The following is a 26,665-nucleotide window of genomic DNA, read 5'->3' as shown; positions in this document are numbered from 1 at the left end:
TCTTCCCGGGCTGCTTCGCAACCAACGAGAAGGTGCGGCGATCTGCGCGAATGCGCCCCGTCGGTCCCGGGATGCAACGGTTTGGGCTGATGCGTGTTGACTAGATCCACCCGGGGACGGATTCTGACAGCCGTTCGCGTCTTGCGATCGGATAGAGCGGAGGAAGCGGTTCCCGCAGCCGGAAAGGCTGCGGCAGCCATACGCACATGACCATCGGCAAGACAGGACAGATTCTTCTCGCCGATATCGGCGGCACCAATGCGCGCTTCGCGCTCAGTCAGGGCGATCAGACCGGACCGATCGACTACGTCAAAGTGGCAGACTTCCCGACCGTCCGGGAAGCCATTGCCGATGTTCTCGCGCGTCGCTGCCACGGCCAACCGCCCCCAAGGGCCGTGCTGGCCGTCGCAGGACCGGTGACCAACAACCGCTGCGTCATGACCAACAGCCCATGGGTCATCGACGGCAACGAGCTTCAGCCGGCCCTCGGCTTCGACAGCGTCCATGTTCTTAACGATTTCGAGGTGGTGGCCTGGTCCCTGCCCGCCCTGCAGCCCGCCGACCTGATCCCGCTCGGCGGACAGGATGGCCTTCCCGGAGAGCCGTTGCTGGTGGTTGGCCCTGGAACCGGCTTTGGCGTGTCCTGCCTGGTCGAGCGCCACGGCTCACGGCTGGCCGTCGTCACCGAGGCAGGCCACGCGACCCTGCCGGCGGAGGACGAGCGCGAGGAACGCGTGATCGCGTGCATGCGCCGACGCCTCGGCCATGTCTCCATCGAGCGTGGCGCGTTGTCCGGTTCGGGCCTGCAAAGCCTGTACGAGGCGCTGGCCGAGGTGGAAGGCGCTCAGGTGCCGCATCGCGATGCTGCCGCCATCACGAAGGCCGCCCTGGAAGGCAGTTGCGAGCTCAGCCGCAAGACGCTGGAGATGTTTTGCGCCATCCTCGGCTCGGTCGCGGGCAATCTCGCGGTGACCTTCGGCGCACGCGGCGGCGTTTATATCGCCGGCGGAATCGTGCCGCGCTTTCCTGACTTCCTCGCAGCCTCCGCATTCCGGGCGCGCTTCGAAGCCAAGGGACGCTTCCAGGACTATCTGCGCGACATCCCGACCAGACTGGTCACGAAACCTGATGCGAGTTTCCTCGGCCTGACGATGTTCGCGGAGCACAACCAGCCTTAAACGGCGCGCGCCTCCGTCCGCGGGTTCCAGTCATGCACAGCTGATTGCGCGGCACGCGCGCGCGACGCGGGATCGTGCTTGCGCGCACGTCCCGGATGAGAAACAATCCTAGCTTGTGCGTGGCGTAGTTGCGGGGGCGTGACATGCGTAAGCAGGATCTGGGTTTCGACTATCACCGCTATCACCGCCTGCTGCTCGAGGCGGACGACGAGGGCAAGCGGCTGGCCCTGATCGAGCTCTTGATCGAGGAAAAGGCGCGTGACCGTCTCGCAGCCCAGCGCGCTTCGGACCGCGCCGCCATGACGGCCCACACCATCGCCACGGTGCTGAAGAACGGGCGCCACTGAAACGCGTGATCGCACTCCAGTGCCCGAAAATGCGGTATCGATTGCGATTTCGTTAACGATCCCTCGAAAGCTCGCGTCAAACTTTTTGCTCTAGGAGTTCCCCACCTGATCCAATTCAGGGGCAACAAAGGGGGGAATGAACATGAGCATGATTTCGATCGCCGCGATGCCGGCCACCAGCGAAACGCGTTTGGCCGATTCTTCGTTTTCTTCGTTCAAGACCATCTTGCTGTTTTGCTGCACGGGCCTGGTCGCCTCGTTCGGCCTGATGGCGCGCGGCATCGATCTCGGCGCCGGCCTGATGTGAAGCCGCGACGAATTCCGTCGCGAAATGGCCGCCCCTGATGGGCGGCCATTTTCATTTTGGTCTCAGTTCGGCGTCTTCGCTGCCGCTTCCGGAAACATCGAATCGATCATCGCCTTGAGCTGATCGATCGAAATCGGCTTGCGCAGGATCGGCCGGCGCCTGAGCAAGGACGGCAGCAGCTCCGGACCGTAGCCCGTGGCGAACAAAAACGGCTTCCCGCGACGCTCGATCAGATCGGCGACCGGATCGACGTAGAGGCCCTTGAGATTGATGTCGAGGATCGCAAGATCGTACTGCGCGGTCATGGCGAAAGCGCTGGCGTCCCGAACATTATCCGCTTCCGCGATGACGTGGTGGCCGAGTTCCTCCACCATGTCCGTCATCATCATCCGGATCAACGTCTCGTCTTCGACCAGGAAAACGGAGAGTCCGTCCGCCATATCAACCCCGCCCATCAGCTTCCCAAGCTAATCATAACCGAATCGCGAAGAGGATTCACGAATTCGTGGCGGGGTCCGTTAATTCGACCCGCCCGATCCGATTCCACTTGATCAATCCAATCCTCGTTCGTGGCTGAGCCGCACCATCTCCTGCACGAACACCTGCTTTTGTTTGTCATCGAGGCTCGAATAGAGGGGCTCGGCGGCGTCGGCGACATTGCGCTGGTCGGCAGCGCGGTCGATCAGGAATTGGGCCTCGTTGCGCATCTGCTCGACGATGTCGTCGGGAGGATCCCGCTTGGCGCGCGCAACCCGCAGGTTGAGCCGCTCGGCACCGTTATGCCCGAGGTAGTGCATGGCGCTCGAGAAACCGTACCAGTGCTTCTCCTGCTCGGGCGTGAGGTTCAGCTCGGTCTTGATCCGCTCGATATAGGAGTCGCTGTTGGTGACGATCTGGTCGGCGGTCAATTGCGGCGCGCCGGTCTGGGTGAGGACCGTGACATCCTTGTCCTGCGGCGCGTTCTTCGCCTCCTTGCTCGCCTTGGCGCCCTTGCCCGCCTTGGCGCTCTTGGCATCTTTGTCCTTGCCGGCGCCCTGCTTGGCGTCCTTGGCCGCATCCTTGCTTGCATCCTTGCTCGGATCTCTGGCGGCAGGCGCCTGATTGCCATTATTGCCAACGCCGAGCACGCCGGTGAAAACACCGACCACGCCGCCGATCGCGCCGCCAAGCACGCCGCCGACCGGACCCGCCGCCTTGTTCCCGGCCGCCGCTCCTTCCTGAACCCCTTTGACCAGGCCTTGAGCGTTCGCCACCGCGGCTGCGCCGAGCAGCAACACGAAAACGGACCCCAGCGCGAACCATCGTCGCAGGTAAAGCCGCGCGGGCGGCGCCGGGTTGATCATTCTGGTCTCCATCTCGATCTGATTAGGCTCTTGGGGATGAGAACCACCCGCCAGCTGCAACTCTATCGTTTTCACCGCTTCGAGGTCTAGGCGCCGACAAATGCTATCCACGCCCGAAAAGTGTTTGCCGCGAGGTGCTTATGCAGGCTCCTTGGAAACTGCGGCGTAATTGCGCACATGTCGGTCGGGCGCGCCAGCGCCAAGTGTGCGTCGCAAAACAACCGGCCGTGGTTCATGGTCCGCGCATGAGGTCGAGGGCGCTGCCGCGTTCCCGGACACAACGTTAGTTCTAGGCGCAAGCCGTTCGGTTTTCTCGACAGACGCAATCAATCATGATCTGATCGCGCTACCAATTTGCCTTCGAAGCCGACGGCATCAACAAGAAACGTCGAACAAGAAACTTTCGAAAAGAAAATCAAAAGCAGAACTCGGAAGAGTTCAGAGGAACGCCAGAACAATAAAACACCCAAGCGAGGAAACGAGATGTCACGCAAGACACTGACGCGACGTCAATTTGTGGCTGCCACTGCAATGTCCTCCGCGGCGCTGATCACGGCGCCCTATGTCCGAGGCGCTTACGCCGCCGGCAAGCTCTCGATCGGCTTCTGGGACCACTGGGTGCCCGGCGCCAACGATGCCTCCACCGCGCTCGTCAAGGAATGGGGCGAGAAGGAGAAGGTCGAAGTCTCGATCGACTACATCACCAGCAACAACAAGAAGATCGAGCTGACGGCAGCGGCCGAAGCCCAGGCCAAGTCCGGTCACGACATTCTCCAGATGCCGAGCTGGTGGCCGCACGCCTATTCCGAGAATCTCGAACCGCTCAACGACGTCATGGAGCCGCTCATCAAGCAGAACGGCGAGGTGAACGACACCGTCAAATATCTCGGGCGGTCGGGCGGCAAATGGCTCGCAGTGCCCGCGACGCCGGGAAGCCAGATCAAGGGCCCCTGCTCCCGCATAGATCTCATGAAGAAACACGCCGGCATCGACGTGCAGGAGATGTATCCAGTCGGCGCTCCGCCGAAAGCAGACAACTGGACCATGGAGACGTTCCTGAAGGCGGCCGAGGCCTGCCACAAGGCCGGCTTCCCCTTCGGCATCGGTCTCGGCGAGACCACCGACAGCGTCGACACCGCCGGCGCGATCTTCCAGTCGTTCGGCGCCGAGCTCGTCAACGCCAAGGGCGATATCACCGTCAAGACCGATGCAGTGCGGCAGGCGCTCGAATTCTACAAGAAGCTGATCGCCGTCCTGCCCACCGACGCGCCGTCCTGGGACGATGCCTCCAACAACAAATGGCTGATCTCGGGCCGCGGGGCGATGATCCTGAATCCGCCGAGTGCCTGGGCGGTCGCCAAGCGCGACGCACCGCAAGTCGCCGAACAGTGCTGGACGCACGGCTTCCCGTCCGGTCCGAAGGGACGTTTTGCGCCCTTCCTGCCGTACTTCTGGGGCGTCTGGGCCTTTGGCAAAAACAAGGAAGCGGCCAAGAGCTTGCTTGTTCACCTGTCCTCGCCGGCGGCGATCGAGAAGTTCGTCGCGGCGAGCGGCGGGTACGATCTGCCGGCCTACGCGAACATGACGAAGTTCAAGACCTGGGCCGAGGAAGGGCCGCCGAAGGGCACGCTCTTCCACTATCCGGATCCCTACAAGCAGCAGACGATGTCGATCGCCGCGTCTCCGGCGCCGCCGAAGATCGCCCAGCAGATCTACTTCCAGGCGACGCTGACCAAGATGGCGCTGCGCTTTGCGCAAGGAGAGAAGTTGGAAACCGCGCTCGCCTGGGCCGAAGGCGAGTGCGAAGGCTTCATGCGAACCTGAGCCGGGTATGTGCCATGGCGGTTCACGCTTCGCGCGTGAGCCGCCGAGGCACACTCGCTCGATCCGCTTGCCGAATGAAGCCGACGGCTGCGCCGGCTTCGCCGTCCTACATGTCCTGCTACGTGTCCTGCAAAAGAGGCTAACGTCATGGCCGATGTCGTCGTTGAGCAAGGCCGTCCCGCTCGAACTGCGAGCCCGCGCAAACGGGCGAGCCTGCGCAATGCAATGGGACGGAAATCGACCGTCGCGTTCTTCCTGACGCTGCCGCTGATCCTCCTGATCGCCCTGCTCGTGCTCTATCCCGCCTTCTATTCGGTCTACCTGGCGACGCTGAACAAGGCGATGACGAAGTTCGTCGGTCTCAGCAACTTCACCTTCCTGTTCAAGCGCGAAACGTTCTGGATGGTGGTGAGACAGTCCTGCATTTTTGCGATTACCGCCGTGGTCTTCAAGGCGCTGATCGGCTTCATCGTCGCGCATTTCGTCCACAACATTCCCGGCAAGAAGCAACGTAAATGGCGCGGCATGCTGCTGGTGCCTTGGGTGATCCCACCGGCGATGAGCACGCTGGCATGGCTGTGGCTGTTCGATCCCTCCTACAGCGCCTTCAACTATACGCTGTCGTTCTTCGTCATCGGTCCGATCCCGTGGCTCGGTGACACCTTCTGGGCGCGTTTCTCCGTCATCCTCGTCAACGTCTGGTACGGCGCGCCGTTCTTCCTGATCATGTACCTGGCCGCCTTGAAATCCGTACCCGACCAGCTCTACGAAGCCGCAGCGATCGACGGCGCCAATTGGTGGCAGAAGATCTGGCACATCACCCTGCCGATGATGCGCAACATCATCGCCATCACCACGCTGTTCTCGCTGATCGTCACTTTCGCCAATTTCGACATCGTGCGCATCCTCACCTCCGGCGGTCCGCTGGACCGGACGCATTTGTTCGCCACCTGGGCGTTCCAGGTCGGCATCCAGAGCAGCGACATTCCGCTCGGCGCCTGCGTCTCGCTGTTCATGGTGCCGATCCTCGCCGTCGCAGCGGTCTTCATCCTGCGCGATGTCAACAAACGTGGGAACGAAGCCTGATGAGCACGCTCGCAATCGACAAGGCCGGACCGACACGCAAGGTCAAGCTTCGAAGCATGAGCCGCGACCGCACCTGGGCGCTGCGCTGGTCCTACTTTTTCCTGGTGCTGTTTGCGATCTTCTTCCTGATCCCGCCGATCTACATGCTGATCACCTCGCTCAAGAGCAGCGCGGAGATCTCGGCCGCCACCAATCCGTGGTGGGTATTTCATCCGACGCTGTCGAACTATGTGGAGCTATTGACCTCGAACCAGTTCCTGCGATTCTTCTGGAATTCGTCGATGATCTCGATCGTGGTCGTGATCGTGACGATGCTGATCAGCATTCCGGCGGCGTTTGCATTGGCGCGGATGAAGTTCTGGGGCTCGGCGACGCTCGCGACCGGGGTCTTTCTCACCTATCTGATCCCGGACAGCCTCCTGTTCATTCCCTTGTTCAAGATGCTCGCGGTGGTCCAGGACGTCACCGGCATCACCCTTCTCAACCGCTGGTACGTGCTGGTGTTCATCTATCCGACGCTGACCGTGCCGTTCTGCACCTGGATCATGATCGGTTATTTCGCCTCGATCCCGAAGGAGCTGGACGAGGCGGCTCTCATCGACGGCGCCTCCTGGCTCCAGACCCTGACGCGGATTTTCATTCCGGTTGCCCTCCCTGGCCTGATCGCAGCGACCATCTTCGCCTTCACCGTGTCCTGGGCGCAGTTCCTCTATCCGCTGGTGTTCACGACATCCATCGACCAGCTCGTGCTGCCGGTCGGCATCACCACCACGCTGATCAAGGGCGACGTCTTCAACTGGGGGCAGATCATGACCGGCGCGCTGCTTGGCGCTGCCCCGCCGCTGGTCATCTACGCCTTCCTGATGGACTATTACATTGCCGGCCTGACCGCCGGCGCCACAAAGGGTTGATGTCTTATGGCTGAGGTTGCGTTGCGGAAGGTGGTCAAGCGTTACGACGACGTCGAGGCGGTGCGCGGCATCGATCTCGACATCTCTGACCATGAGTTCATCGTGCTCGTCGGCCCCTCCGGCTGCGGCAAGTCGACGACCTTGCGGATGATCGCGGGACTCGAGGACATCACCGACGGCGACATCATGATCGGCGGGGACGTCGTCAACGACGTGCCGCCGAAGGACCGCGACATCGCGATGGTGTTTCAGAACTACGCGCTCTACCCGCACATGACGGTCGCGGAGAACATGTCGTTCGGGCTGCGGCTCAAGCACTATCCCAAGGCCGAGATCAAGGCGCGGGTGACGGAAGCCGCCCGCCTCCTCGACATCACCGACCTGATCGACCGCAAGCCGAAGCAGCTCTCCGGCGGCCAGCGCCAGCGCGTCGCCATGGGGCGGGCCATCGTGCGCAACCCAAAGGTCTTCCTGTTCGACGAACCGCTGTCCAATCTCGACGCCAAGCTGCGCGTGCAGATGCGGATCGAGATCAAGAAGGTGCACCAGAAAGTGCGCACCACGACGGTCTACGTCACCCACGACCAGGTCGAGGCGATGACGCTGGCTGATCGCGTCGTGGTGATGAACAAGGGTCGGATCGAGCAGATCGGCACCCCGAACGAGCTCTACCACAAGCCGGCGACGCGCTTCGTCGCGGGCTTCATTGGCTCGCCGGCGATGAACTTCATTCCGTGCCGTCTCGAGGACGTCGGCGGCAAGCTCAACGTCCGCCTGACGGATCGCATCTCATTCCCGTTGCCGCCGGCCCGCGCCGCCCGTTACAGCGCGCTGCCCCGATCTGAAAACCTGTTGCTCGGCATCCGTCCCGAACATCTCACGGAATCGCATGCGCATCTCGAGCCGGGTGTCGAGACCTTCGACACCGTGCTTGATGTCACCGAGCCGATGGGAATGGAGACGCTGGTCTATTTCGGACTGGAAGGCACGCCCGTCTGCGGCCGTGTCGATCCCAATGCGGGCGCCAAGGACGGAGCACCCATACGTTTGGCGATGGACCTCAACAATATGCACCTGCTAAACGAGGCGACCGGCGCCGTCTTGTGACGGCCGGCCAAGAAACTCGCGCAGGTAGGGACGATGTCGACCAACAAGAAGAAAATCTTTGTCACGCAAACTTTGTCGCAAGGGGCGCGCGCCCTCCTCACCCAGCGAGATGATATCGAGCTCATCGAGTTTCCGAACCTGATCTCCGCCAGGGATTTCGAGGCCTTGCTGAAGAGCCACGCGCCGGTCCATGGCGTGGCGCTCGGCGCCACCGCTTTCGGCGAGACCGAGCTCGAAGCCTCGAAGGACATGAAGGTGGTGACCCGGATCGGCGTCGGTTACGACGCCGTCGACGTCCCCGCCCTCTCCCGCCGCAAGGTGCCGCTGATGGTCGCCGGCAGCGCGAACTCGCCCTCGGTCGCCGAACAGGCGCTGTTCATGATGCTGACACTGGCAAAACGCGCGCAGGAGATGCACGCCTGCGTGAAAGACGGCAAATGGGCGGACCGTCTCGGCATGCTGCCGTTCGATCTCTACGGCAAGACCGTCCTCATCATCGGCTTCGGCCGCATCGGCACCCGCACCGCCAAGCGCTGCCTGGCGATGGACATGAATGTGCAGGTCTATGATCCCTACAAGGCAGCCGCAGAGATCAAGGCAGCAGGCTGCGAGCCGGTCGCCGACCTCGATGCCGCGCTGCCTCACGCCGATTTCGTCACCATCCACTGCCCGAAGACGCCGGAGACCGTCGGTCTGTTCGACGCGGCGCGGATCGGCCGGATGAAGCCGAAATCCTACCTCATCAACACCGCACGCGGCGGCATCGTGAAGGAGGCGGCGCTGTACGACGCGCTGGTCTCGGGCAAGCTCGCCGGTGCCGGCATCGACGTGTTCGAGGCGGAGCCGCCACCGGTCAGCAACGCGCTGTTCGCGCTGCCCAACGTCATCATGGCGCCGCACGTCGCCGGCGTGACGGTCGAGGCGGTGAGCCGGATGAGCGAGCAGACCGCGCGCAACATCCTGAGTGTGCTGGACGGCGATCCTATCCGGCAGAACATCATCAATCAGGATGTCCTGGGCTGAGCGCATCTCCGGGCTAGGCGGTTCTCTTGGGCGGGGCGATCAACCCGCCGCCTTCGGAACGCCAGAATGAGTCCCATTTTGGTGCAGATCGAGCCCTCACTCAGCCTTAATCAAACCCGCGTAATAGGTCCGGCCGCGGCGGCAGTGGGACAGACTTGCCGGCCGCGTCGAGCTGGAGGATGGACCCTTGTCAGAGATCGACCCGACCGACCACGCGTTGGCGACCATCGCCAGCATCCTGGAGCATCCTGAACCCGTCCTCGTCGTGCGCGAGACCGAGACTGTGCGCGAGACCGAGACTGTCACCGTGACTGAAATGGTGGTTGCTGGTGAGCATGGGGTCGCGGACGAGCACCCGATGGTCGACGAGCATCCGGTGGTCGAGGAGCAGCCGCTGGTGCCGGAGCACGCCGACGCCGACGGCTACAGCAAGGTCGGCCCCGGGCCGATGGTGGCGATCCGTCTGAAATGGACGGTCCATCGCGGCGATGACGGCCAGTTCTACGTCCACGAGACCATCGGCGAGCAGTCCGTGCCCGTGGTCAGCGGCCCGATGACCGGCGAAGCCGCGGTGCATTTCGTCGACGCGCATGAGGACGAGGCGCATCGGCGCTTCGAAGAGCTGCGCAGCGAGATCGCCGGCCGCAGCTCGCTCGCCGATTACGAGCGCAAGGGCGAAGCCTAGCGCGCTCTCGCGCGAAGTGGATGCCGGTTCGGCTTATCGTCGTCCGAGATAATCCTTCTTCACGAGCTCGACGCCTGCGTGCCGCAACAGGTCGTAGGCGGTCGTGACGTGAAAGAAGAACTGCGGAACGCTGAAGGTCAGCAGCAGCGTCCGCCCGGTGAAGGGCAACTCGGTCCCGTTCTTCAGCCTGAAGAAGACATTCCGCTCCGCCGCAGCATTGATCTCTGCGCGCGGCAGGCTTTCGATGAACTCGATTGACGTCGCGATGCGGGCCTGGAGCCCGGCCATGTCGTGCTCCAGCACCGGCAGCGCCACCGGCTCGCGGTCGGCGAGCAAGGCCGCGGCGACCGTGGCGTGGCGACAGGCCTCGCCGATCTGTTGCGCCAGATCGTACATGTCGGGCGCCATGCGCATGCCGAGCAGGACGGCCGGGTTGAACTTCCGGGCCTCGGCATAGGCAACGCCCTTGTCGAGCAATGCGGAGAGGTTGCGCAGATACGGCACGAAGAGTCCGACCGAGGCGTCATACATTGAGATCGTCACTTCAAAATTCCCTTCAATTCCGCCTCGCCAGAGACGGGCATCTGGTCTAAATCCAGGCCTCAAGACAGGCCTCGAGAGCTGCACAATGACAGCTTGGACATGGGTGGAAAAGAGATGATCGTTCGAATGACCATTCGAATTCTGGCGACTTTGGCCGTGGTCCTGCTGGCAAACCTTTCGGCCCACGCACAGCAGACGGCGCCGTCCCGCCTCGACGAGATAGTCAAGCGCGGCACTTTGCGCGTCGGCATGACCGGCGACTACAAGCCCTTCACCTATCTCGACAAGACGACGCAGCAATTCAGTGGCTTCGATGTCGACATGGCGGAGGCACTCGGCAAGGCGCTCGGCGTCAAGGTCGAATTCGTGCCGACGGCCTGGCCGAAGCTGATGAAGGATTTCGAGGCCGATCAGTTCGACATCGCCATGGGCGGCGTCTCGGTCACGCTCGACCGGCAGAAGAAGGGCTTCTTCTCCACGCCGATCATGCGCGAGGGCAAGACGCCGATCGCGCGCTGTGCCGATGTCGGCAAATACCAGAGCATCACCGACATCGACAAGAAGGGCACCCGCGTGATCGTCAATCCCGGCGGCACCAACGAGCGCTTCGCGCGTGCCAACATCAAGGACGCCGACATCACCGTCTTCCCGGACAATACCGTGATCTTCGACGAGATCGCCAAGGGCAATGCCGACCTGATGATGACCGACGCCTCGGAGACGCGCTACCAGCAGAAGCAGCATCAAGGCGTGCTCTGCGCGGTGCATCCCGACAAGCCGTTCGATTTTTCCGAGAAGGCCTATTGGCTCCAGCGCGACATGGCGCTGAAGGCCTTCGTCGATCAATGGCTGCATATTTCGATGCAGGACGGCAGCTACAAGAAGATCTACGCCGCCTGGTTCGATTAGGGCCGCGTCCTCCTGTCGCTTGTGCCGGCCAAACTTTGGACCGGCTCCGGTGTTATTGAACCCGAAACGCAGAAGCCACGACTCATACGGTGACAGTGATCTAGATCACTTTTTGCGATCGAACCGGGGCGTAAGCGTCGGTGCGGGGACCACCTGTTTCAGGAGATGCGAAATGAGGAAGCTGTTGGCCACGGCCGCATTCCTTTTGGCGAGCACCGCTGCGCAGGCGCAGTACACCTTCGACTATGGCGGGCGCACCATCCGCATTGATCCCGACCGCGGCACGGTGCAAATCCCCGGCGTCTACGACAACACCGGCCAGGGCAAGGCGAAGAAAGCCAAGAACGATGCCAAGGGGGCTCCCAAAGCGGACCCGCAGGCACCGCAACAGGCCAAGGCTGATCCGCAGCCGCCTGCCAATCCGGCGCCGGCCCCAACACCTGTCACGGCGCCGCCGGCGGCCGAGCAGGCCCCTGTCCAAGCTCCCGTCCAAGCCCCCGTGGCCGTGGCGCCTCCTGCCCCGCCAGCGCCTCCGGCCACCACGGCTAACAAGGCTCCGGCCGAAGAGGCGCTTGTGCCGCCGCCTCAGCCGGCCCCAAGTGCTGCCCCGACGGTGGCCGCAGTACCGCCCGCCCCCCCTCCACGGCCCGCCCCGATGGTCGCAGTCGCGCCGCCGGCGCCATCTCCGCCTCCCGTCCCGGCGCCTGCTCCCGTTCAGTCGGCCGCCGTCGCGCCGCCGGCTCCCGCAACCGCGGCCACGCGCGACCTCAATTCACCGCTCGGCGTCTGGCTCACCGAGGAGAAGGAAGGCAAGGTCCGCATCGAGCAATGCGGCAGCAATCTCTGCGGCTACTCGGTCGATTCGAAATCGAACCAGAACGGCGAGCAGGTTCTGATCAACATGAAGCCCGGCAAGGACCAGAACAAGGACCCAAAATGGTCCGGCCGGATCCTCGATCCGAACTCCGGCTCGACCTACGATTCAACCATCGCGCTGAAGGGCACCGATCGCCTGCGCGTGCAGGGCTGCGCCTTCGGCGGCATGTTCTGCGGCGGCCAGACCTGGACGCGGGTGAACTGACTTCCCGCGACACTCTGACCGAGACAAAGGGCCCGCAATGCGGGCCCTTTTGCTTTTGCCCCTCGCTTTCCGGGATGTGCGCGACATCACAGAGCCCGTCGCGCGCGTGACAGCCCTCACATCGCCGGTTCCGCGTCCGTGACACGATCCCCGCATGATCAACCCTAGGGGCGTGTCATGAACGGATTTCGCAAGGCTCTCTTCGCCACAATCATAGTCATCGCGTTGCCGGCCGCGCAGGCCAGCGCCAGCACATTCGACGGCGCATGGAATGTCCGCATCTCGTCATCGAGCGAGACCTGCGGCAACGGCTCGACCGTCGCCATCGGCATCAACAACGGTCAGATCGCCTCGAGCAGCGCAATGGTGACGGCGTCGGGCCGCGTCGCGGATGCCGGCAGCATCAATGTCACCTTGAGCACCGGCATCAAGCGCGCCGTCGGCTTCGGCCGCCTCAGCGGCACCTCCGGCTCCGGCACGTGGCGCGGCAGCATGTGCACGGGAACGTGGACCGCCGAGCGGATGTAAGGTGTCGTGCCCCGGACAAGCAGCGACGAGAAGCGTTGCTGCGCAGAGCCGGGACTCAGCAGTCCTGATGCCGTCAAAAGTTTTGGGCCCCGGATCGGCGACGCATCGCCGCGGGGCGATGCGTCTTGTCCGGGGCACGAGAGCTAGCCCAACGCGGCCCCATACTCCGCGTCGCTCACCGGCTCCAGCCACGTCGAGTAGACGCCGTCGAGCGCTTCTTGCATGGCGATATGGCACATGCCGTTGGTCGGCGATCCGCCGTGCCAGTGCACCTCACCCGGCGGAATCCAGACGGTGTCGCCGGGACGGATCTCCCTGACGGGCCCGCCTTTGGTCTGAACGCGGCCGACACCGGAGATGACGTAGAGGGTCTGCCCGAGCGGATGATGATGCCAGTTGGTGCGTGCGCCAGGCTCGAACGAGACACGCGAGCAGTTCAGCCGTGCCGGCGCGGGCGCCATGATCACCGGGTCCTGCCAGACGGTGCCGGTGAAATTTTCCTTGGGCGCGCGGCGGGTCAGCCGCGTGCCTGCAACAGTGATCTCCATTGGGATTACCTCGCTTCTTTCCCGATTACTTCTTGCTTGCTGCGTAGCGCGCCTTGGTCTCGGCGTTCATGGGATAGAGGCCCGGGAGCACCGCGCCATTGTTCACCTCGTTGACGATCCAGGCTTCCATCCGCTCCTGCTCGACACCCTCGTTGAGCACTTGTTCGAGCATCGCCTGCGGGATCAGCACGCAGCCGTCCTGGTCGGCAACAACGATGTCGTTCGGGAACACCGCAACGCCGCCGCAGCCGATCGGCTCGCCCCAGCCGACGAAGGTCAGACCGGCGACTGACGGCGGCGCGGCATAGCCGTCGCACCAGACCGGCAGGTTGGTGCCGAGCACGCCCTCGACGTCACGCACGACACCGTCGGTGACGAGTGCGGTGACGCCGCGCTTCATCATGCGCGCGCATAGGATGTCGCCAAAGATGCCGGCGTCGGTGATGCCCATGGCGTCGACCACGGCGATGCAGCCCTCCGGCATTGCCTCGATCGCGGTGCGGGTCGAGATCGGCGACGACCATGACTCCGGCGTCGCCAGATCCTCCCGCGCCGGCACGAAGCGCAGCGTGAAGGCCGGTCCCACCAGGCGCGGCAGACCCGGACGCAGCGGACGCGCGCCGCGCATCCAGATGTTGCGCAGGCCCTTCTTCAGCAGGACCGTGGTGATGGTGGCAGTGGTGATGCCGGCGAGGGTCTTGCGGGCTTCGGGGGACAGCGACATGGAAACAGACGAGCTCCGGATGGGCGGGAAAGAACGCGCGCATCTTGCGGGGTGCGGGCCTTGCGTCAAGGGCCAATAGGATACCAATCATGCAGGGCCGCAGCGCAGTTATGCGTCGCGATAACAAGGGTTTATCGCCTCCCCCTGCATTAATTTATTGGACTTGCGGGCGCATTTACGCGAAGCAGGGACAAGCGGAGCTCAAGGCCGAGCCCGCGTATCTCCAGAAGCCCGATTTCGACAGCCCATGTCCGCGACGCTTCCCCCGCCCCGCCTGCTGCCCAGTGGCGACAGCGCCGTCACGGTCGAGTTCAGCCGTACCATCGACGACGACGCCAACCAGCGCGTGCTGGCGCTCGACAAGGCGCTCGCAGCGAGTCCGATCGATGGCATCACCGAGTCCGTGCCGACCTATCGCTCGCTGCTGGTGCATTACGATCCCGGCAAGATCGGCTTTGATGAACTTGGCGAAAAGCTGCTCGCGCTCGCCAGCCAGCCGCTGCCGCCGGCCACCAAGGCCCGCCGATGGCGAATTCCCGTCGCCTATGGCGGCGAGCACGGCATCGACCTCGAGGACGTCGCGAAGGCGCTGAACACCACACCCGACGACATCGTCGCGCGCCACGTCGCCGGCGACTACAAGGTTGCCATGATCGGCTTCACGCCGGGCTGGTCCTATCTCAGCGGCCTCGACAAATCCCTGCAGATGTCGCGGCGGCAGAATCCACGGCTGCTGACGCCTGCCGGCACGATCTCGATCGGCGGCATCCAGGCCGGAATCCAGTGCCTGGCGGCCCCGAGCGGCTGGCACCTGCTCGGCCGCACGCCGGTGCGGACCTATCAGCTCCACCGCAATCCGACCTTCCTCACCGAACCCGGCGATCGCGTGACGTTTTTCGCGATCGACCACAAGACATTCGAGGAACAGGACCGCGCTGCCGAGGCCGGCGAGATCATTGCCGAGCAGGTGGTGGCATGAGCCGGCTCGTGATCGCCAGCATCGGGCCCGCAAGCTCGGTCCAGGACGGCGGACGCCATGGCGCGCAACGCTATGGCCTGACGGTCAGCGGAGCGATGGACCGCCTGTCGCTCGCGGCGGCGAACACGCTTGTCGGCAACGAACCGTTCGCAGCCGCTGTCGAGGTCGGCCCGTTCGGCGCCGCGTTCACCGCGCGCGACGGTGCCGTGCGCGTCGCGATCTCAGGCGCGCCGCGCAATGCGGACATCGCCGGCAGTCCGGTCGCCACGGACACATCGGTGACGCTGAAAGACGGCGAGACGCTGACGCTGGGTTTTGCTCGCGGCGGTGCGTTCACCTATCTGGCGATCGAAGGCGGGATCAAGGGCGAGCCGGTGTTCGGCAGTCTCGCAGTCAACGCCCGTGCCGGTCTCGGCAGCCCCTACCCGCGCCCGCTGCAGGCCGACGACGAATTCAGCGTCGATGCCGCAAGCGGTGCACCGGAACAGCGCATCGAACTGCCGAAGCCGTCGAGCGGTCCGATCCGCGTCCTGCTGGGTCCGCAGGACGACGAGTTCGACGACGCCAACAAGGCGCTGTTCCTCGACAGCGAGTGGAAGATCTCGGCGACCTCCGATCGCATGGGCTACCGGCTGGAAGGTCCCGCGATCAAGCATCTGCACGGCCACAACATCGTCTCCGACGGCACGGTCAACGGCAGCATCCAGGTGCCCGGCAACGGCGCGCCGATCGCGCTGATGATGGATCGCGGCACCTCCGGCGGCTACCCGAAGATCGCGACCGTGATCACGGCCGACGTCGGCCGTCTCGCGCAGACCTCAGCGGGAACGGCGTTCCGCTTCAAGGCGGTCAGCATGGCCGAGGCGCAGGACGAGGCGAAGAAATTTGCGCAGCTGATCCGCAACCTGCCCGATCGCCTGCGTTCTGCCGACACCGTGGCGCTCAACATCGAAGCGCTCAGCGATGCCAACGTCGCGGGCTATGCTGTCAGTGCCGTCGACGCCGGGACCTGGCAGGTCGCGGCCGAGCCGTAAACGACAAGACGACCAGAGACGGAGAGCAACCCATGAAGACGATCGATCTGAATTGCGATCTCGGCGAAGGTTTTGGCGCTTGGGAGATGGGCAATGATGCCGCCATGATCGAGCTGGCGAGCTCGGTCAACGTCGCCTGCGGCTTCCACGCGGGCGACCCCGACATCATGCGCCGAACGGTCGAGCTGGCGAAGGCGCGCGGCGTCTCGGTCGGCGCGCATCCTGGCTATCGCGACCTGCACGGCTTCGGCCGCCATCCGATCGCGGGCCTGAAGGCCTCCGAGATCGAGAACCTCGTCGCCTACCAGATCGGCGCGCTGCAGGCGATCGCGACCGCGGCCGGCCACAAGGTAACGCATGTGAAGGCGCATGGCGCGCTCTCCAACGTCGCCTGCGAGGACGACATGACGGCGAAGGCGATCGCCGCCGGCATCAAGGCGGTCGACCCGAGCCTGATTTTCGTCGTGCTCGCCAATTCCAAGCTGGTGAAGGCCGGCGAAGCCGCCAATCTGCCGATGGTGCACGAGGTGTTCGCCGACCGCGCCTATGAGGACGACGGCAATCTCGTCTCGCGCAAGAAGCCCGGCGCAGTGCTGCATGACGCCAAGGCCATCGCCGACCGCGTGGTGCGCATGGTGCAGGACGGCGCGGTGGTCTCGGTCACCGGCAAGGTCATCAAGATGCGCACCGACACGGTCTGCATCCACGGCGATACGCCGGGCGCCGTCGACATCGCGCGCGGTCTGCGGCAGGCTTTGAAGGATGCAGGGATCGAGGTCGCGCCGTTCAAGCGCGGAGCGTGATCAGAACGGGTGTACCGACAGCGTGCCGAACACGATCGCGGCGATGACGGCGAAGGCGCTGTACATTGCGGCATGATGCACGCTCGCACCGGTCCGCCGCGAGAGCGAGCGCGCGTAGAAGTGCAGCCTGGCTTCCGCCGATAGTTCGCGCATGGTCGATCTCCAACGCCCCATTCGGACGATTATGAAGGATCAACCGGGGTGGCGGGCAAGAGACCGGCGGAAATAGCGATGCGGGTTCTCTGAAAACCCCGCATCGCAGGAGCAAATTCTCCTCGCCCGCCACTTCCGAGAATCTTATTCGCTCAAATCCGAGCCAGTTGGAACCGGCTCGGATGACCGTAGGATGACATCTAGTAGACGTCAGCCTGGAAGCGGCCCGTCTTCTTGAGTTCTGCGACAAAACTGACGGCTTCGTCGGTCGAACGCGCCCCGAATTGGGCGACGATATCGACCAGTGCACGCTCGACGTCCTTGGCCATGCGTTTGGCATCGCCGCAGATGTAGAAATGCGCCCCCTCGGCGAGCCACGTCCACACCTCGCGGCCGACCTCGCGCATGCGGTCCTGCACATAGAACTTCTTCTCGCCGTCGCGCGACCAGGCCAGCGACATACGCGTGAGCAGGCCCGAGGTCTTCATCGCGTTGAGCTCCTCCTGGTAGAAGAAGTCGCAATCGCTGCGCTGATGGCCGAAGAACAGCCAGTTCTTGCCAGGCGCACCGGTCGCCTTGCGGTCGAACAGGAAGGCGCGGAACGGCGCAATGCCGGTGCCGGGGCCGATCATGATGATCGGCGTCTTCGGATCCTGCGGCAGGCCGAAATTGTGCGCCTTCTGCACATAGACCTTGAGCTTCTCGCCCTCAGCGATGCGCTCGCCGAGGAAGGTCGAGGCAACGCCGATGCGCTTGCGTTTGCCGATCACGTAGCGCACGGAATCGACCGTCAGCGACAGCTTTCCAGGTGTCGCATTGTGCGAGGACGAGATCGAATAGAGCCGCGGCTGCAGCGGCTCGAGCGCCTCCACGAAGGCTTCGGGATGCGGCCGCGTGCCCGAGAACTTCTGCAGCGCCGCCATGACGTCGAGCGTTGCGGCATCGCCATCGGGATCCTCGCCCTGTGCCAGCGCCCGCGCCTTCTCGCGCTGCGCGCCGCCGGTGATGAAGGAGAGCAGCTCGAATAGCGTGTCGGGCGCCGGCGACAACGAGACGTCGTCGATCAGCACCTCGCGCAGCGTCTTGCCGTTGACCTTCGTGGTGTGGGAGGCACCGAGCAACGCGATGACCTGGTCGACGAGGCCGAGCTCGTTCCGCGCGAACACGCCAAAACTGTCACCGACGACGTAGTCGAGTTTGCTCTCGGAGAGATCGAACTCGACGTGATAGGTTTCCTTCTCGGACTTTCCCTTGTTGAGAAGACGGCGCGACAGGAAGGTCGCCGCAACGGGGTTGTCCCGCGAGCGGCCGGGCTCGGCGATCGTCACGGTCACGGCGGGGGCCGCCACCGCGTCTTGCTTGTCAGCCGGCTTTGCCGCCGGCGCCTTGTCCAGCTCTTCGTGCAACGACTTCAGCATCCGTGCGGTTTCCTTGCCACCGGGGACGCAGAGGTTGAGGCGCGCTTCACTGCGGCTCGCGATCGCCTCCGAATAGTCGTGGCAATTGTAGCCGCACTGCCCGCAATCCTGCTGCGCCATCGCCGCCATCATCTTGCGCCGCACGGGACGGCCTTCGGCGAGCTTCATCCGATCGGCGATCGGCATGGTCTGGTCGTGCCACGGCGCTTCACCGTCATCACCGTCACCAGCCTGCATGACCGCGGCGCCCTGCTCCGCCGACAGCGGCGTGGCCGCCTCAGGCGACAGCAGCCCGGCAAAGAAGCCGTTCAGCCAGGAGCGTTGCGCGTCGGAGAACGGGGCGCTCGTGGGAATAATGTCGAGTTTGGGTGGAGGGCTGATCTGGTTCATGAGGACACCTCGGCATCGGCAAGCTTGCGCAGCGTCTCGCCGTCGTGGCGGCGCGCAAAGGACAGGAAGGTTTCGTCAGGAGACGAGCGATGGGCGATATAGGCCTTGAGCAGCCCTTCGACCGTCTTCGGCGCGTCCTCGGCCTTGAGGTCGTGATAGACCTCCTGACCGACGTCGGCGTCAGGACCGAACCCGCCGCCGGTGAAGAGATGATAGCCCTCCACCGTGTCCTCCTCGTTGACAGGCACGCGCGCCCCGATCAGACCGATGTCGCTGATGTAGTGCTGGGCACAGGAATGGTGGCAGCCGGTGACGTGGATGTTGACCGGCTTGTCCATCTCGACGCGCGGCTCGCACCATTCGCCGATCTCGGCGGCGTGACGCTTGGTGTTGGAGGCGGCAAAGCGGCAACCGGCATTGCCGGTGCAGGCGATCAGGCCGGCGCGGATGTGCGAGGCCTCGGCCGCGAGCCCGATCTGCTTGATCGCCGCAACGGCAAGCTCGACATTCTCGTCACGCACCCCTGATATCAGCAGGTTCTGCCAGACGGTCAGACGGATCTCGCCGTCACCGAGGTCCAGCGCCACCTTGGCGAGACCCCGCATCTGATCGCAGCTGATCTTGCCGAGCGTCAGCGACACGCCGATCCAGTTCAAGCCGTCCTGCTTCTGCTTGTGCACGCCGATATGCGCCATGCGGTCCGCGGCCGGCCGCGGCGCAAACGCCTCTTCCGTCACGCGCGTGAACGGCGTCTTCAGCCGCTCTTCGACCAGCTTGAGAAAGCCGTCATGGCCCATGGCGTCGAGCACGTATTTCAACCGCGCCTTGTTGCGGTTGGTGCGGTCGCCGTGCTCGATGAAGACGCGCACGATGGCGTCGGCAACGGCGGTAGCGTCTTCAGGCTTGACGACGATGCCGGAATATTTCGCAAAGTCCTTGTGGCCGGTGATGCCGCCGAGGCCGAGGCGGAACCAGATCCCGGGTTCGACGCCGAACCCATCCTTCACCTCATACGCCGTGAAGGCGATGTCGTTGGTCTCCTCGAGCACCGCGATCTTGCCGGCCCCGTCGAAGGCGACGTTGAACTTGCGCGGCAAGCCATACAACGAGCGATCGTTCAGGATGTGGTAGTGCCACTCGCGCGCATAAGGCCGCGTGTCGATCAGCTCCTGCGGATCGATGCCCGCCGTCGGCGTTCCCGTCACGTTGCGGATGTTGTCGGCGCCGGAGCCGCGCGAGCACAGGCCGAGATCCTGTATGCCCTCGATCAGCTTCACGGCGTTCTTCGGCGGGATCTCGCGAAGCTGGAGATTGGCACGCGTCGTGACGTGGCTGTAGGGCCCGCAGGTTTCATCGGCGAGGTCGGCAAGGCCGGACAGTTGCCAGTGCTTCATGATGCCGTTCGGAATGCGCAGACGGCACATGTAGGAGTCCTGCGTCGGCGCGACGTAGAAGATGCCGTAATAGCGCCAGCGGAAATTGTCCGCCGGGCTTGGCGGCGTATTATCGAGCGCCTGCTGGCGGAGACGCGGATAGGCATCGAAGGGATGCTCGTCGCGCTTGACCTTCTCCTGGTCGGCGAGCTTCTTGCCCGCGGCGATCACCTTGTCCTGCGCCTTGATGTGCACGGCATCGGGACCGGTCGGCTCGGCGTTCGCCTTGCCGGCGCCGCCGCCGAGACCGCGACCGACGCGACTGATCTGCAGACCGGTCGTGAAGCCTTCAAGGTAGCGTTTCTGGTCGTCGGTAAAGTCGACTGAGACGGTGTCGAGTTTCATGGTCAGTAACGAAGCTCCTGCGGCCACCTGGGTGGTATCGACGGAAAGTGCACGACCCGCGAGGAGCTCGGCTGGCTCGAGAGCCGGCTGCGCACCCAGCGGTCCGAACAGCTTCGTTGCTGGGGACTGGCGCAGCAGGCATCTGTGACAGGCTGGCCGCACTGCAACATTCAAGTTGCGTGCCAGCTTCGATGAAATGAAAATGTGTGAGGTATCAGGTAATTAAGAGCGCGCCGGGGAACTCTGGGCTCCGGAACTCTTATGAAATTCGAGCAGTCGGCCTAAAATTTAGACTCGGATCTCCAGCGCTCAAAAACGATGCAGACCCGAATCACACCTTCCAGCGGCCCACCTCGAAGGCCTCGAGATGCCCCCGAATATTGGCGGGATCGAAGGCGGGGCCGGCGAATGCGCCGAATGCCGCGGGGGCTTGGGCGGGCGGCCGGCGCCCGAGGGCGCCGTCGTAGAGATCGGGCCTGAACACGGCCATCGCCGTCTTGACGCCGTCGGGCGTCAGCGTCGTCTGCCCCCAGCGCACCATCTGCGCATAGAGCCAGGCGGCCTGGACCGGATCGGGGCGCCCTGCTTCCTCGCGTCCCACCAGGAGGTAGCTGCCGCTCTCGCGAAAGGTGCCCTCCGGCGAAATCTTGAGGCGCCCCGTGAGGGTGCGCTGGATGACTTCGGCATCGACGCCGATCCGCTCCGGCTGCGCCAGGATCTGCGCCGCTTCGGTCCGGTTTTCGGGATGCTCGATGAACTCGGCGGCTTTCACCGCCGCGCGCACCAGGCTGGCTACCACGTCGGGATTCTTGTCGGCCCAGACCTGGCGGAGCGCCAGCACCTTCTCCGCCGCATGGGCCAGGATGTCGGAGACGAAATGCAGGATGTAGCCGATCCCGAGATCGACCGCGATCGAATTCCAGGGCGCACCGACGCAGAACGCATCGACATGCCCATTGGCAAGACTGTCGACCATATAGGGCGGCGGCAGCACGACCAGCCGCACGTCCTCGTCGGGATCGACGCCGGCCGCCGCCATCCAGAACCGCAATTGATAATTGTGGGTCGAGAACGGGAAGGTCATGCCGAAGGTCAACGGATCGGCCCCAGCCTTGCGCCGCTTGGTGACCACGCGCGCCAACGCTTTTGCCGTGGCGAGCGGATCGAAGCGGTCGCCGTCGATCTCCTCCATCAGCGCGGTATGAAGCGCCGGCGAGACCGTGATCGCGTTGCCGTTGATGCCGAGATTGAAGGGCGCCGCGATCGGCACCTTGACGTGGCCGAGCCCGAGCGAGGACGCAATCGCGACGGGAGCGAGCAGATGCGCGGCGTCGAACAAGCCGATATTGAGCTTGTCGCGGACGTTGGACCAGGAGACCTCGCGGACCAGTTCGACCTGGAGCCCTTCAGCCGCGGCAAATCCCTTGTCGACGGCAACGATCAGCGCTGCGGCATCGACCAGCGGAATGAACCCGATGCGGAGGGGAGCGGTCATTTCAGCATCTCCGACGCGGTGATGATCGACTGGGCGATCTCGCCGATTTTCTTCTTCTCGCGCATCGCAGTGGAGCGCAGCAGCACATAGGCCTCGTCCTCGGTGAGGCCTTTCACCTTCATCAGGATGCCCTTGGCCTTCTCGATGACCTTGCGATCCTCGAGCTGCGACTTGGTACGCTCCAGTTCCTCCTGGAGTTTTGCGAAGGCATTGAAGCGCGACACGCAGAGGTCGAGGATCGGCTTGATGCGCTCCTTCCTCAGCCCGTCGACGATATAGGCGGAGACCCCCGCCTCGACCGAGGCCTGGATCGAGGATGAATCGCTCTGGTCGACGAACATCGCGATCGGCCGCTTCACGGCGCGGCTGACCTGGAACATCGCTTCCAGCACGTCGCGGCTGGGGTTTTCCAGATCGATCAGGATGATGTCGGGATCGACCGCATAAATACGGGCGAGCAGGCTCTGCATCTCGCGGATATGGACGATCTGCGTAAATCCGGCCTCCCGCAACCCTTCTTCGAGGATCGCAGCCCGGATCGGGCTTTCGTCGACGATCACGATTTTGGGCGACTGTTCGGCGCTCATTGCTCACTCACCACCAGTGATTCATCCATAGCATGCCCGCGAGCCATGCAAAGGGTTGTAATTATGGGCAATTGGGACTAGCTCAACCCTGTCAATCAGGCAGATTTGGATATGGATCAGACGGCTGCGCCGAAGGTCAGCTTCGTGTCGCTCGGGTGCCCCAAGGCTTTGGTGGATTCCGAGCGCATCATCACGCGTCTGCGCGCCGAGGGCTACGAGCTCGCCCGCAAGCATGACGGGGCCGACATCGTCATCGTCAACACCTGCGGCTTCCTCGACAGCGCCAAGCAGGAATCGCTCTCGGCGATCGGCGAGGCCATGGCCGAGAACGGCAAGGTGATCGTGACCGGTTGCATGGGGGCGGAACCCGAGCAGATCGAGCAGGCCTATCCCGGCGTGCTCTCCATCACCGGCCCGCAGCAATATGAGAGCGTGCTGGACGCCGTGCATCGCGCGCTGCCGCCCGCCCACAATCCGCATCTCGATCTGGTGCCGCCGCAAGGCATCAAGCTGACGCCGCGGCACTACGCCTATCTGAAAATCTCCGAGGGCTGCAACAACCGCTGCACCTTCTGCATCATCCCGAAGCTGCGCGGCGACCTGGTCTCGCGACCGGCCAACGACGTGCTGCGCGAGGCCGAGCGCCTGGTCGACGCCGGCGTGAAAGAGCTGCTGGTGATCTCGCAGGACACTTCGGCCTATGGCGTCGATCTGAAATACGCCGAGAGCCCGTGGAAGGATCGCCAGGTCCGCGCCAAATTCATCGACCTCGCGCGCGAGCTCGGCGAGCTCGGCGCCTGGGTCCGGCTGCAATATGTCTACCCCTACCCGCATGTCGACGAGGTCATCGCGCTGATGAACGAGGGCAAGGTGCTGCCCTATCTCGACATCCCGTTCCAGCATGCGAGCCCCGAAGTACTGAAGGCCATGAAGCGCCCGGCGGCGCAGGACAAGACGCTGGCGCGCATCAAGCGCTGGCGCGAGCAATGTCCTGATCTCGCTTTGCGCTCGACCTTCATCGTCGGCTTCCCCGGCGAGACCGATGCGGACTTTGCCTATCTCCTCGACTGGCTGGACGAAGCCGAGATCGATCGGCTCGGCTGCTTCAAGTACGAGCCGGTCGCCGGCGCCACGGCGAATGCGATCGAGAACCCCGTGCCGGAAGAGATCAAGCAGGAGCGCTACAATGCACTGATGGCGCGCCAGCAGAAAATCTCTGCGCGCAGGCTGAAGCGCAAGGTCGGCACGCGCCAGCAGATCATCATCGACGAGGTCGGCCCGACCGTCGCAAGGGGCCGCTCCAAGGCCGATGCGCCCGAGATCGACGGCGCCGTCTACCTGTCGAGCCGCCGCCCCTTGCGCGTCGGCGAGATCGTCACCGCCAAGATCGAGCGCGCGGACCAGTACGACCTCCACGGCAGCGTCGCGGGATTCTGAGATTCCGGTCGCGGCACGCCGGCAAGACCGGCGCGCCTTAGGCATTTTCCACCAGCCGGCGTTCAGGCTGGGCGTGCCCGAACTACGAGGTCATGTCGCTTCTCCCGACGCCTGCTGTTCGTCGCGTGCGGCGAACACTTCCTTGGCTGCGAACAGCCCGTTCAGCGCCGCCGGGAAGCCCGCATAGACGGCCATCTGCATCATGATCTCCACGATCTCGTCGCGAGACAGGCCGACGTTCAGACCCGCCTCGAGATGCACTTTGAGCTGAGGCGCGGCATTTCCGAGCGCCGTCAGCGCGGCGATCGTGGCGATCTCTCGATCGCGCAGGCCGAGGTCCGGGCGGCAGTAAATGTCGCCGAACGGAAACTCGATCACGTATCGTGCGAAATCCGGAGCTATGTCGGCGAGTGAGGCGACGACCTTTTCGCCGGCACTGCCGTCAATGCGCGACAGGGCCCGCTGGCCGCGATCGAAGCGGCTTTCGTCTTGTGTTTGGGCGTGCGTCATTTTCCTTCGTCCTCTGTTCGTCGCTGGCATAGCCGGCGATCTTGGTATCAAGGACGAGCAGGCATTCCTGGAGTTCGGCAATTTGCGTGCGCACCTGTTCCCGGTGGACTTCCAGCATCTGCCGCCGGGCTGGCCCGGTGGCTTCGCCTTCATCCCGAAGCGCCGCATAACGCAACATGCCCCGGATCGGCATTCCCGTGGTCTTGAGCCGACCGAGAAATTCGATCCATGTGAGGATCGATGCGTCAAAGTCGCGCTGGCCGGAGCGATCCCGGTCGGCGTATGGCAGCAGCCCGATGCGCTCATAGTAGCGCAGCGTGTGTGTCGACAGGCCGGTCCGTTTTGCGAGGTCGCCGATCTTCATGTGTGCCCGTTCTCGTACTGACGCACGTACAGATACCCCTTCGAGCGCGCTCTAAGTCAAGGGGGATCGAAGGTGCCGTTCCGGCGAGGTCATGATGACGCGACAGCGGAAGATTTCGGCGCCGGCTGGGCGGCGGCATCGCTGGATGCCCAGCTTCAAGATTCCGCCAGCCATTTCGGCACCCAGCGCTCCGGGCGCGGGGCGCGGGCAAGATCGGCTTGCGCCTCCGACAGCTTCGCGGGCTCGCCCTCGATGGTCGGGCGCACATCATATTCGAAGTTCGGCATGACGCGGCCGTCGGCATAGAGATCGAATTTCATGGCGTACCACAGCCCGAGCTCGGGCTGTGCGCGGCGCATCTCCTCACGCAGATCGCGCAGCAGGGATTCGATCGAGGCGGCTTCCTCGAACGGCTGCGGCCCGCGCGAGAGGACGCGCGCCTCGTACTGCTTGCCGACGATCGCGACCTCGAAATGCGTCTTGTCCCAGGCGTTCTTGCCCTTGGGGAGATGCGCGGCCAGGCGCCAGCCGAGCTCGGCCATCAGGCGATGATTGGCCCAATAGTCTTCGCGACCCCGGCTCCATCTTTCCATGAAGCCGCGAAAGTCGGGCAGCTCCGACGGATCGTCATCGGACGCCGCCATATCCCTGCCCAGCCGTCCGGTGAGCCATTGCGCGAGCTCGACCGTCTGACATTCGACTTCGTCGTGCGGCTTCAGATCGCTCCAAGCGTTGTCGAATTGTTGCGACGTCAGTTTCGCGAGCAGGCCATCGAGGCTCGGCGCCAGCAGCTCGTAATCGCCCTCGGAGCCAAGCCCCACGATCGGCGGATTGTCGCGGTCAAGACCCGCGCCGTACCAGCCGCCAACAGCCGAGCCATCCGGCAGCCGCATGAACAGCGAAAACCTGTCGCGCAAGGGACTGCCGTCAACAATAGGCGCCTGATCCGAAAACTGGCCCTGCAGCGAGAAACACCCGACACTGCCCCAGGGCCGTCCCTTCAGCCAGCCGGCAAAATCCAGTAACAGCGGCGGCGCCTCCATGCCTGGCGGAAACGCGCCGCGAATGCTGTCGAGGTCGATCGAATAAGGCGTGTCGGACAAGGCTTAAAACTATCTGGTTGGTCCCGCCCCTCTTGGTCCGAACCGTCAGGCGTTCGGTTCGAGCCAATTCGCGTTCGCTGATCACAAACGCGCTAGAAACGTAATGGTTTCCCGGCGCGCATCTCTCTCCTGCCCCATGCACGCTGGGCGTGTGGTCTGCAAGGCGGCGCTTGACAAGCCCGGCCATTCGCATGTATTGCCGCGCCCCATGATCAACGCTCGGACCCATCAGCGCACCGAAATGCTCCGCCGTCGCTTCCGCGACGATGAGAGGGTGCGCCATGTCCGACGACGCCGCTGAAGCACTGAATTCAGCGTAGGTTTTCGAGAAGGGCGCCCCCCCCAAGGGGGGGCGGGATTGTTTTTTGGGCCCCCATTAAAACCCCCCCCCCAAGAGGTAGAAAAGAAAACACCCCCCCCCCCCAAATAAACCGTTATGGTCATAAAACCACCCCCCCCCCCCCGGGGGG

Annotated in this window: 29 protein-coding genes; 16 read left to right on the top strand and 13 right to left on the bottom strand. The window is 64.0% G+C overall.

The genetic code is table 11. The features are described 5' to 3' along the window. Positions 1–206: 206 nt before the first annotated feature. The 3 genes from glk (at position 207) to AC0L23_RS00290 (ending at position 1,832) form a co-directional block, all read left to right on the top strand. On the top strand, positions 207–1,178 hold the full coding sequence (glk, locus tag AC0L23_RS00300; protein ID WP_018457895.1) for a glucokinase: 972 nt from the start codon (positions 207–209) through the stop codon (positions 1,176–1,178). A 143-nt stretch (positions 1,179–1,321) separates the two neighbouring features. Continuing rightward, positions 1,322–1,525, top strand: a complete 204-nt coding sequence (locus AC0L23_RS00295; RefSeq protein ID WP_018457896.1) for a hypothetical protein — start codon at positions 1,322–1,324, stop codon at positions 1,523–1,525. 142 nt (positions 1,526–1,667) lie between these two features. Further along, positions 1,668–1,832, top strand: a complete 165-nt coding sequence (locus tag AC0L23_RS00290) for a hypothetical protein (protein WP_162847220.1) — start codon at positions 1,668–1,670, stop codon at positions 1,830–1,832. Positions 1,833–1,894: 62 nt separating this feature from the next. On the opposite strand, the gene AC0L23_RS00285 is transcribed toward AC0L23_RS00290, so the two are convergent. Together AC0L23_RS00285 and AC0L23_RS00280 are read right to left on the bottom strand one after the other, a co-directional pair. Beyond that, on the bottom strand, positions 1,895–2,272 hold the full coding sequence (locus AC0L23_RS00285; protein ID WP_026233459.1) for a response regulator: 378 nt from the start codon (positions 2,270–2,272) through the stop codon (positions 1,895–1,897). Between the two features lie 111 nt (positions 2,273–2,383). Then, positions 2,384–3,175: a Spy/CpxP family protein refolding chaperone gene (locus AC0L23_RS00280; protein ID WP_018457899.1), complete on the bottom strand. Its 792-nt coding sequence runs from the start codon at positions 3,173–3,175 to the stop codon at positions 2,384–2,386. 483 nt (positions 3,176–3,658) lie between these two features. On the opposite strand from AC0L23_RS00280, the gene AC0L23_RS00275 reads away from it, so the two are divergent. The 6 genes from AC0L23_RS00275 (at position 3,659) to AC0L23_RS00250 (ending at position 9,811) form a co-directional block, all read left to right on the top strand. Then, positions 3,659–4,999, top strand: coding sequence for an ABC transporter substrate-binding protein (locus AC0L23_RS00275; protein WP_026233460.1), 1,341 nt, complete (start codon positions 3,659–3,661; stop codon positions 4,997–4,999). 147 nt (positions 5,000–5,146) lie between these two features. After that, the gene (locus AC0L23_RS00270; protein ID WP_085385226.1) at positions 5,147–6,085 is read left to right on the top strand and encodes a carbohydrate ABC transporter permease; all 939 of its coding nucleotides are present in this window, start codon (positions 5,147–5,149) and stop codon (positions 6,083–6,085) included. Further along, the gene (locus AC0L23_RS00265) at positions 6,085–6,996 is read left to right on the top strand and encodes a carbohydrate ABC transporter permease (protein WP_018457902.1); all 912 of its coding nucleotides are present in this window, start codon (positions 6,085–6,087) and stop codon (positions 6,994–6,996) included. The genes AC0L23_RS00270 and AC0L23_RS00265 overlap by 1 nt, the downstream gene beginning before the upstream one ends. A gap of 6 nt (positions 6,997–7,002) precedes the next feature. Continuing rightward, a complete protein-coding gene (locus AC0L23_RS00260; RefSeq protein WP_018457903.1) occupies positions 7,003–8,103 on the top strand; it encodes an ABC transporter ATP-binding protein in 1,101 nt (366 codons plus the stop codon). 33 nt (positions 8,104–8,136) lie between these two features. Next, entirely contained in the window at positions 8,137–9,126 is a 990-nt protein-coding gene (locus tag AC0L23_RS00255) for a hydroxyacid dehydrogenase (protein ID WP_085353081.1), read from the top strand. 187 nt (positions 9,127–9,313) lie between these two features. Beyond that, a complete protein-coding gene (locus tag AC0L23_RS00250) occupies positions 9,314–9,811 on the top strand; it encodes a hypothetical protein (protein WP_085385225.1) in 498 nt (165 codons plus the stop codon). 33 nt (positions 9,812–9,844) lie between these two features. Here AC0L23_RS00250 and AC0L23_RS00245 read toward each other — a convergent pair whose 3' ends face one another. Beyond that, complete coding sequence (locus AC0L23_RS00245) at positions 9,845–10,342, bottom strand: DUF1993 domain-containing protein (protein ID WP_018457906.1); 498 nt, start codon at positions 10,340–10,342, stop codon at positions 9,845–9,847. 138 nt (positions 10,343–10,480) lie between these two features. Between AC0L23_RS00245 and AC0L23_RS00240 the strand changes: the two genes are divergently transcribed. The 3 genes from AC0L23_RS00240 (at position 10,481) to AC0L23_RS00230 (ending at position 12,872) form a co-directional block, all read left to right on the top strand. Further along, a complete protein-coding gene (locus AC0L23_RS00240) occupies positions 10,481–11,263 on the top strand; it encodes a transporter substrate-binding domain-containing protein (protein WP_018457907.1) in 783 nt (260 codons plus the stop codon). Positions 11,264–11,435: 172 nt separating this feature from the next. Continuing rightward, the gene (locus AC0L23_RS00235; RefSeq protein ID WP_473356746.1) at positions 11,436–12,344 is read left to right on the top strand and encodes a DUF2147 domain-containing protein; all 909 of its coding nucleotides are present in this window, start codon (positions 11,436–11,438) and stop codon (positions 12,342–12,344) included. 177 nt (positions 12,345–12,521) lie between these two features. After that, complete coding sequence (locus tag AC0L23_RS00230; RefSeq protein ID WP_007590916.1) at positions 12,522–12,872, top strand: hypothetical protein; 351 nt, start codon at positions 12,522–12,524, stop codon at positions 12,870–12,872. A gap of 143 nt (positions 12,873–13,015) precedes the next feature. Here AC0L23_RS00230 and AC0L23_RS00225 read toward each other — a convergent pair whose 3' ends face one another. Next, the gene (locus AC0L23_RS00225; RefSeq protein WP_018457909.1) at positions 13,016–13,420 is read right to left on the bottom strand and encodes a (R)-mandelonitrile lyase; all 405 of its coding nucleotides are present in this window, start codon (positions 13,418–13,420) and stop codon (positions 13,016–13,018) included. Between the two features lie 25 nt (positions 13,421–13,445). Beyond that, entirely contained in the window at positions 13,446–14,144 is a 699-nt protein-coding gene (locus tag AC0L23_RS00220) for a ribonuclease activity regulator RraA (RefSeq protein WP_018457910.1), read from the bottom strand. Positions 14,145–14,391: 247 nt separating this feature from the next. Between AC0L23_RS00220 and pxpB the strand changes: the two genes are divergently transcribed. Genes pxpB through AC0L23_RS00205 form a run of 3 tightly spaced genes read left to right on the top strand, consistent with a single transcriptional unit; the run spans position 14,392 to position 16,960 of the window. Then, a complete protein-coding gene (gene pxpB / locus AC0L23_RS00215) occupies positions 14,392–15,123 on the top strand; it encodes a 5-oxoprolinase subunit PxpB (RefSeq protein WP_085353084.1) in 732 nt (243 codons plus the stop codon). Further along, positions 15,120–16,157 carry a 5-oxoprolinase subunit C family protein gene (locus AC0L23_RS00210; RefSeq protein WP_018457912.1) on the top strand — a complete coding sequence of 346 codons (1,038 nt, stop codon included), beginning with the start codon at positions 15,120–15,122 and terminating at the stop codon, positions 16,155–16,157. The genes pxpB and AC0L23_RS00210 overlap by 4 nt, the downstream gene beginning before the upstream one ends. Positions 16,158–16,189: 32 nt before the next feature. Further along, on the top strand, positions 16,190–16,960 hold the full coding sequence (locus AC0L23_RS00205; protein WP_018457913.1) for a LamB/YcsF family protein: 771 nt from the start codon (positions 16,190–16,192) through the stop codon (positions 16,958–16,960). Here the strand turns inward: AC0L23_RS00205 and AC0L23_RS00200 are convergent, their stop codons facing one another. The 5 genes from AC0L23_RS00200 to AC0L23_RS00180 form a co-directional block, all read right to left on the bottom strand. Then, a complete protein-coding gene (locus AC0L23_RS00200) occupies positions 16,961–17,113 on the bottom strand; it encodes a hypothetical protein (protein WP_007590908.1) in 153 nt (50 codons plus the stop codon). 200 nt (positions 17,114–17,313) lie between these two features. Then, positions 17,314–18,921, bottom strand: coding sequence for a sulfite reductase subunit alpha (locus AC0L23_RS00195; RefSeq protein WP_018457914.1), 1,608 nt, complete (start codon positions 18,919–18,921; stop codon positions 17,314–17,316). Continuing rightward, positions 18,918–20,699: a NirA family protein gene (locus AC0L23_RS00190; protein WP_018457915.1), complete on the bottom strand. Its 1,782-nt coding sequence runs from the start codon at positions 20,697–20,699 to the stop codon at positions 18,918–18,920. Before AC0L23_RS00190 ends, AC0L23_RS00195 begins: the two co-directional genes overlap by 4 nt. Before the next feature lie 331 nt (positions 20,700–21,030). Next, positions 21,031–22,194, bottom strand: a complete 1,164-nt coding sequence (locus tag AC0L23_RS00185; RefSeq protein WP_085384084.1) for a CmpA/NrtA family ABC transporter substrate-binding protein — start codon at positions 22,192–22,194, stop codon at positions 21,031–21,033. Further along, positions 22,191–22,781 carry an ANTAR domain-containing response regulator gene (locus AC0L23_RS00180; RefSeq protein WP_007590901.1) on the bottom strand — a complete coding sequence of 197 codons (591 nt, stop codon included), beginning with the start codon at positions 22,779–22,781 and terminating at the stop codon, positions 22,191–22,193. Before AC0L23_RS00180 ends, AC0L23_RS00185 begins: the two co-directional genes overlap by 4 nt. 111 nt (positions 22,782–22,892) lie before the next feature. On the opposite strand from AC0L23_RS00180, the gene rimO reads away from it, so the two are divergent. Continuing rightward, a complete protein-coding gene (gene rimO / locus AC0L23_RS00175; protein ID WP_018457917.1) occupies positions 22,893–24,218 on the top strand; it encodes a 30S ribosomal protein S12 methylthiotransferase RimO in 1,326 nt (441 codons plus the stop codon). A gap of 90 nt (positions 24,219–24,308) precedes the next feature. Here the strand turns inward: rimO and AC0L23_RS00170 are convergent, their stop codons facing one another. The 3 genes from AC0L23_RS00170 to AC0L23_RS00160 all read right to left on the bottom strand — a co-directional run bounded on the left by AC0L23_RS00170 (position 24,309) and on the right by AC0L23_RS00160 (position 26,195). Continuing rightward, the gene (locus AC0L23_RS00170) at positions 24,309–24,728 is read right to left on the bottom strand and encodes a carboxymuconolactone decarboxylase family protein (protein ID WP_026233462.1); all 420 of its coding nucleotides are present in this window, start codon (positions 24,726–24,728) and stop codon (positions 24,309–24,311) included. Continuing rightward, positions 24,661–25,092, bottom strand: coding sequence for a MerR family transcriptional regulator (locus AC0L23_RS00165; RefSeq protein ID WP_085353092.1), 432 nt, complete (start codon positions 25,090–25,092; stop codon positions 24,661–24,663). The genes AC0L23_RS00170 and AC0L23_RS00165 overlap by 68 nt, the downstream gene beginning before the upstream one ends. 155 nt (positions 25,093–25,247) lie before the next feature. Continuing rightward, on the bottom strand, positions 25,248–26,195 hold the full coding sequence (locus tag AC0L23_RS00160) for a hypothetical protein (protein ID WP_085384083.1): 948 nt from the start codon (positions 26,193–26,195) through the stop codon (positions 25,248–25,250). Positions 26,196–26,665 lie beyond the last annotated feature (470 nt).

The organism is Bradyrhizobium sp. MI1.4 (assembly GCF_055811315.1).
The sequence above is the reverse complement of the archived record's forward strand: the minus strand, read 5'-3'. Positions and strand labels throughout refer to the sequence as shown.

Bases quoted from the DNA above. Each gene is read 5' to 3' on its own strand.
- glk (WP_018457895.1), top strand. From the start codon at position 207: ATGACCATCGGCAAGACAGGACAGATTCTTCTCGCCGATATCGGCGGC.
- AC0L23_RS00295 (WP_018457896.1), top strand. From the start codon at position 1,322: ATGCGTAAGCAGGATCTGGGTTTCGACTATCACCGCTATCACCGCCTG.
- AC0L23_RS00290 (WP_162847220.1), top strand. From the start codon at position 1,668: ATGAGCATGATTTCGATCGCCGCGATGCCGGCCACCAGCGAAACGCGT.
- AC0L23_RS00285 (WP_026233459.1), bottom strand. From the start codon at position 2,272: ATGGCGGACGGACTCTCCGTTTTCCTGGTCGAAGACGAGACGTTGATC.
- AC0L23_RS00280 (WP_018457899.1), bottom strand. From the start codon at position 3,175: ATGATCAACCCGGCGCCGCCCGCGCGGCTTTACCTGCGACGATGGTTC.
- AC0L23_RS00275 (WP_026233460.1), top strand. From the start codon at position 3,659: ATGTCACGCAAGACACTGACGCGACGTCAATTTGTGGCTGCCACTGCA.
- AC0L23_RS00270 (WP_085385226.1), top strand. From the start codon at position 5,147: ATGGCCGATGTCGTCGTTGAGCAAGGCCGTCCCGCTCGAACTGCGAGC.
- AC0L23_RS00265 (WP_018457902.1), top strand. From the start codon at position 6,085: ATGAGCACGCTCGCAATCGACAAGGCCGGACCGACACGCAAGGTCAAG.
- AC0L23_RS00260 (WP_018457903.1), top strand. From the start codon at position 7,003: ATGGCTGAGGTTGCGTTGCGGAAGGTGGTCAAGCGTTACGACGACGTC.
- AC0L23_RS00255 (WP_085353081.1), top strand. From the start codon at position 8,137: ATGTCGACCAACAAGAAGAAAATCTTTGTCACGCAAACTTTGTCGCAA.
- AC0L23_RS00245 (WP_018457906.1), bottom strand. From the start codon at position 10,342: ATGTATGACGCCTCGGTCGGACTCTTCGTGCCGTATCTGCGCAACCTC.
- AC0L23_RS00240 (WP_018457907.1), top strand. From the start codon at position 10,481: ATGACCATTCGAATTCTGGCGACTTTGGCCGTGGTCCTGCTGGCAAAC.
- AC0L23_RS00235 (WP_473356746.1), top strand. From the start codon at position 11,436: ATGAGGAAGCTGTTGGCCACGGCCGCATTCCTTTTGGCGAGCACCGCT.
- AC0L23_RS00230 (WP_007590916.1), top strand. From the start codon at position 12,522: ATGAACGGATTTCGCAAGGCTCTCTTCGCCACAATCATAGTCATCGCG.
- AC0L23_RS00225 (WP_018457909.1), bottom strand. From the start codon at position 13,420: ATGGAGATCACTGTTGCAGGCACGCGGCTGACCCGCCGCGCGCCCAAG.
- AC0L23_RS00220 (WP_018457910.1), bottom strand. From the start codon at position 14,144: ATGTCGCTGTCCCCCGAAGCCCGCAAGACCCTCGCCGGCATCACCACT.
- pxpB (WP_085353084.1), top strand. From the start codon at position 14,392: ATGTCCGCGACGCTTCCCCCGCCCCGCCTGCTGCCCAGTGGCGACAGC.
- AC0L23_RS00210 (WP_018457912.1), top strand. From the start codon at position 15,120: ATGAGCCGGCTCGTGATCGCCAGCATCGGGCCCGCAAGCTCGGTCCAG.
- AC0L23_RS00205 (WP_018457913.1), top strand. From the start codon at position 16,190: ATGAAGACGATCGATCTGAATTGCGATCTCGGCGAAGGTTTTGGCGCT.
- AC0L23_RS00200 (WP_007590908.1), bottom strand. From the start codon at position 17,113: ATGCGCGAACTATCGGCGGAAGCCAGGCTGCACTTCTACGCGCGCTCG.
- AC0L23_RS00195 (WP_018457914.1), bottom strand. From the start codon at position 18,921: ATGAACCAGATCAGCCCTCCACCCAAACTCGACATTATTCCCACGAGC.
- AC0L23_RS00190 (WP_018457915.1), bottom strand. From the start codon at position 20,699: ATGAAACTCGACACCGTCTCAGTCGACTTTACCGACGACCAGAAACGC.
- AC0L23_RS00185 (WP_085384084.1), bottom strand. From the start codon at position 22,194: ATGACCGCTCCCCTCCGCATCGGGTTCATTCCGCTGGTCGATGCCGCA.
- AC0L23_RS00180 (WP_007590901.1), bottom strand. From the start codon at position 22,781: ATGAGCGCCGAACAGTCGCCCAAAATCGTGATCGTCGACGAAAGCCCG.
- rimO (WP_018457917.1), top strand. From the start codon at position 22,893: ATGGATCAGACGGCTGCGCCGAAGGTCAGCTTCGTGTCGCTCGGGTGC.
- AC0L23_RS00170 (WP_026233462.1), bottom strand. From the start codon at position 24,728: ATGACGCACGCCCAAACACAAGACGAAAGCCGCTTCGATCGCGGCCAG.
- AC0L23_RS00165 (WP_085353092.1), bottom strand. From the start codon at position 25,092: ATGAAGATCGGCGACCTCGCAAAACGGACCGGCCTGTCGACACACACG.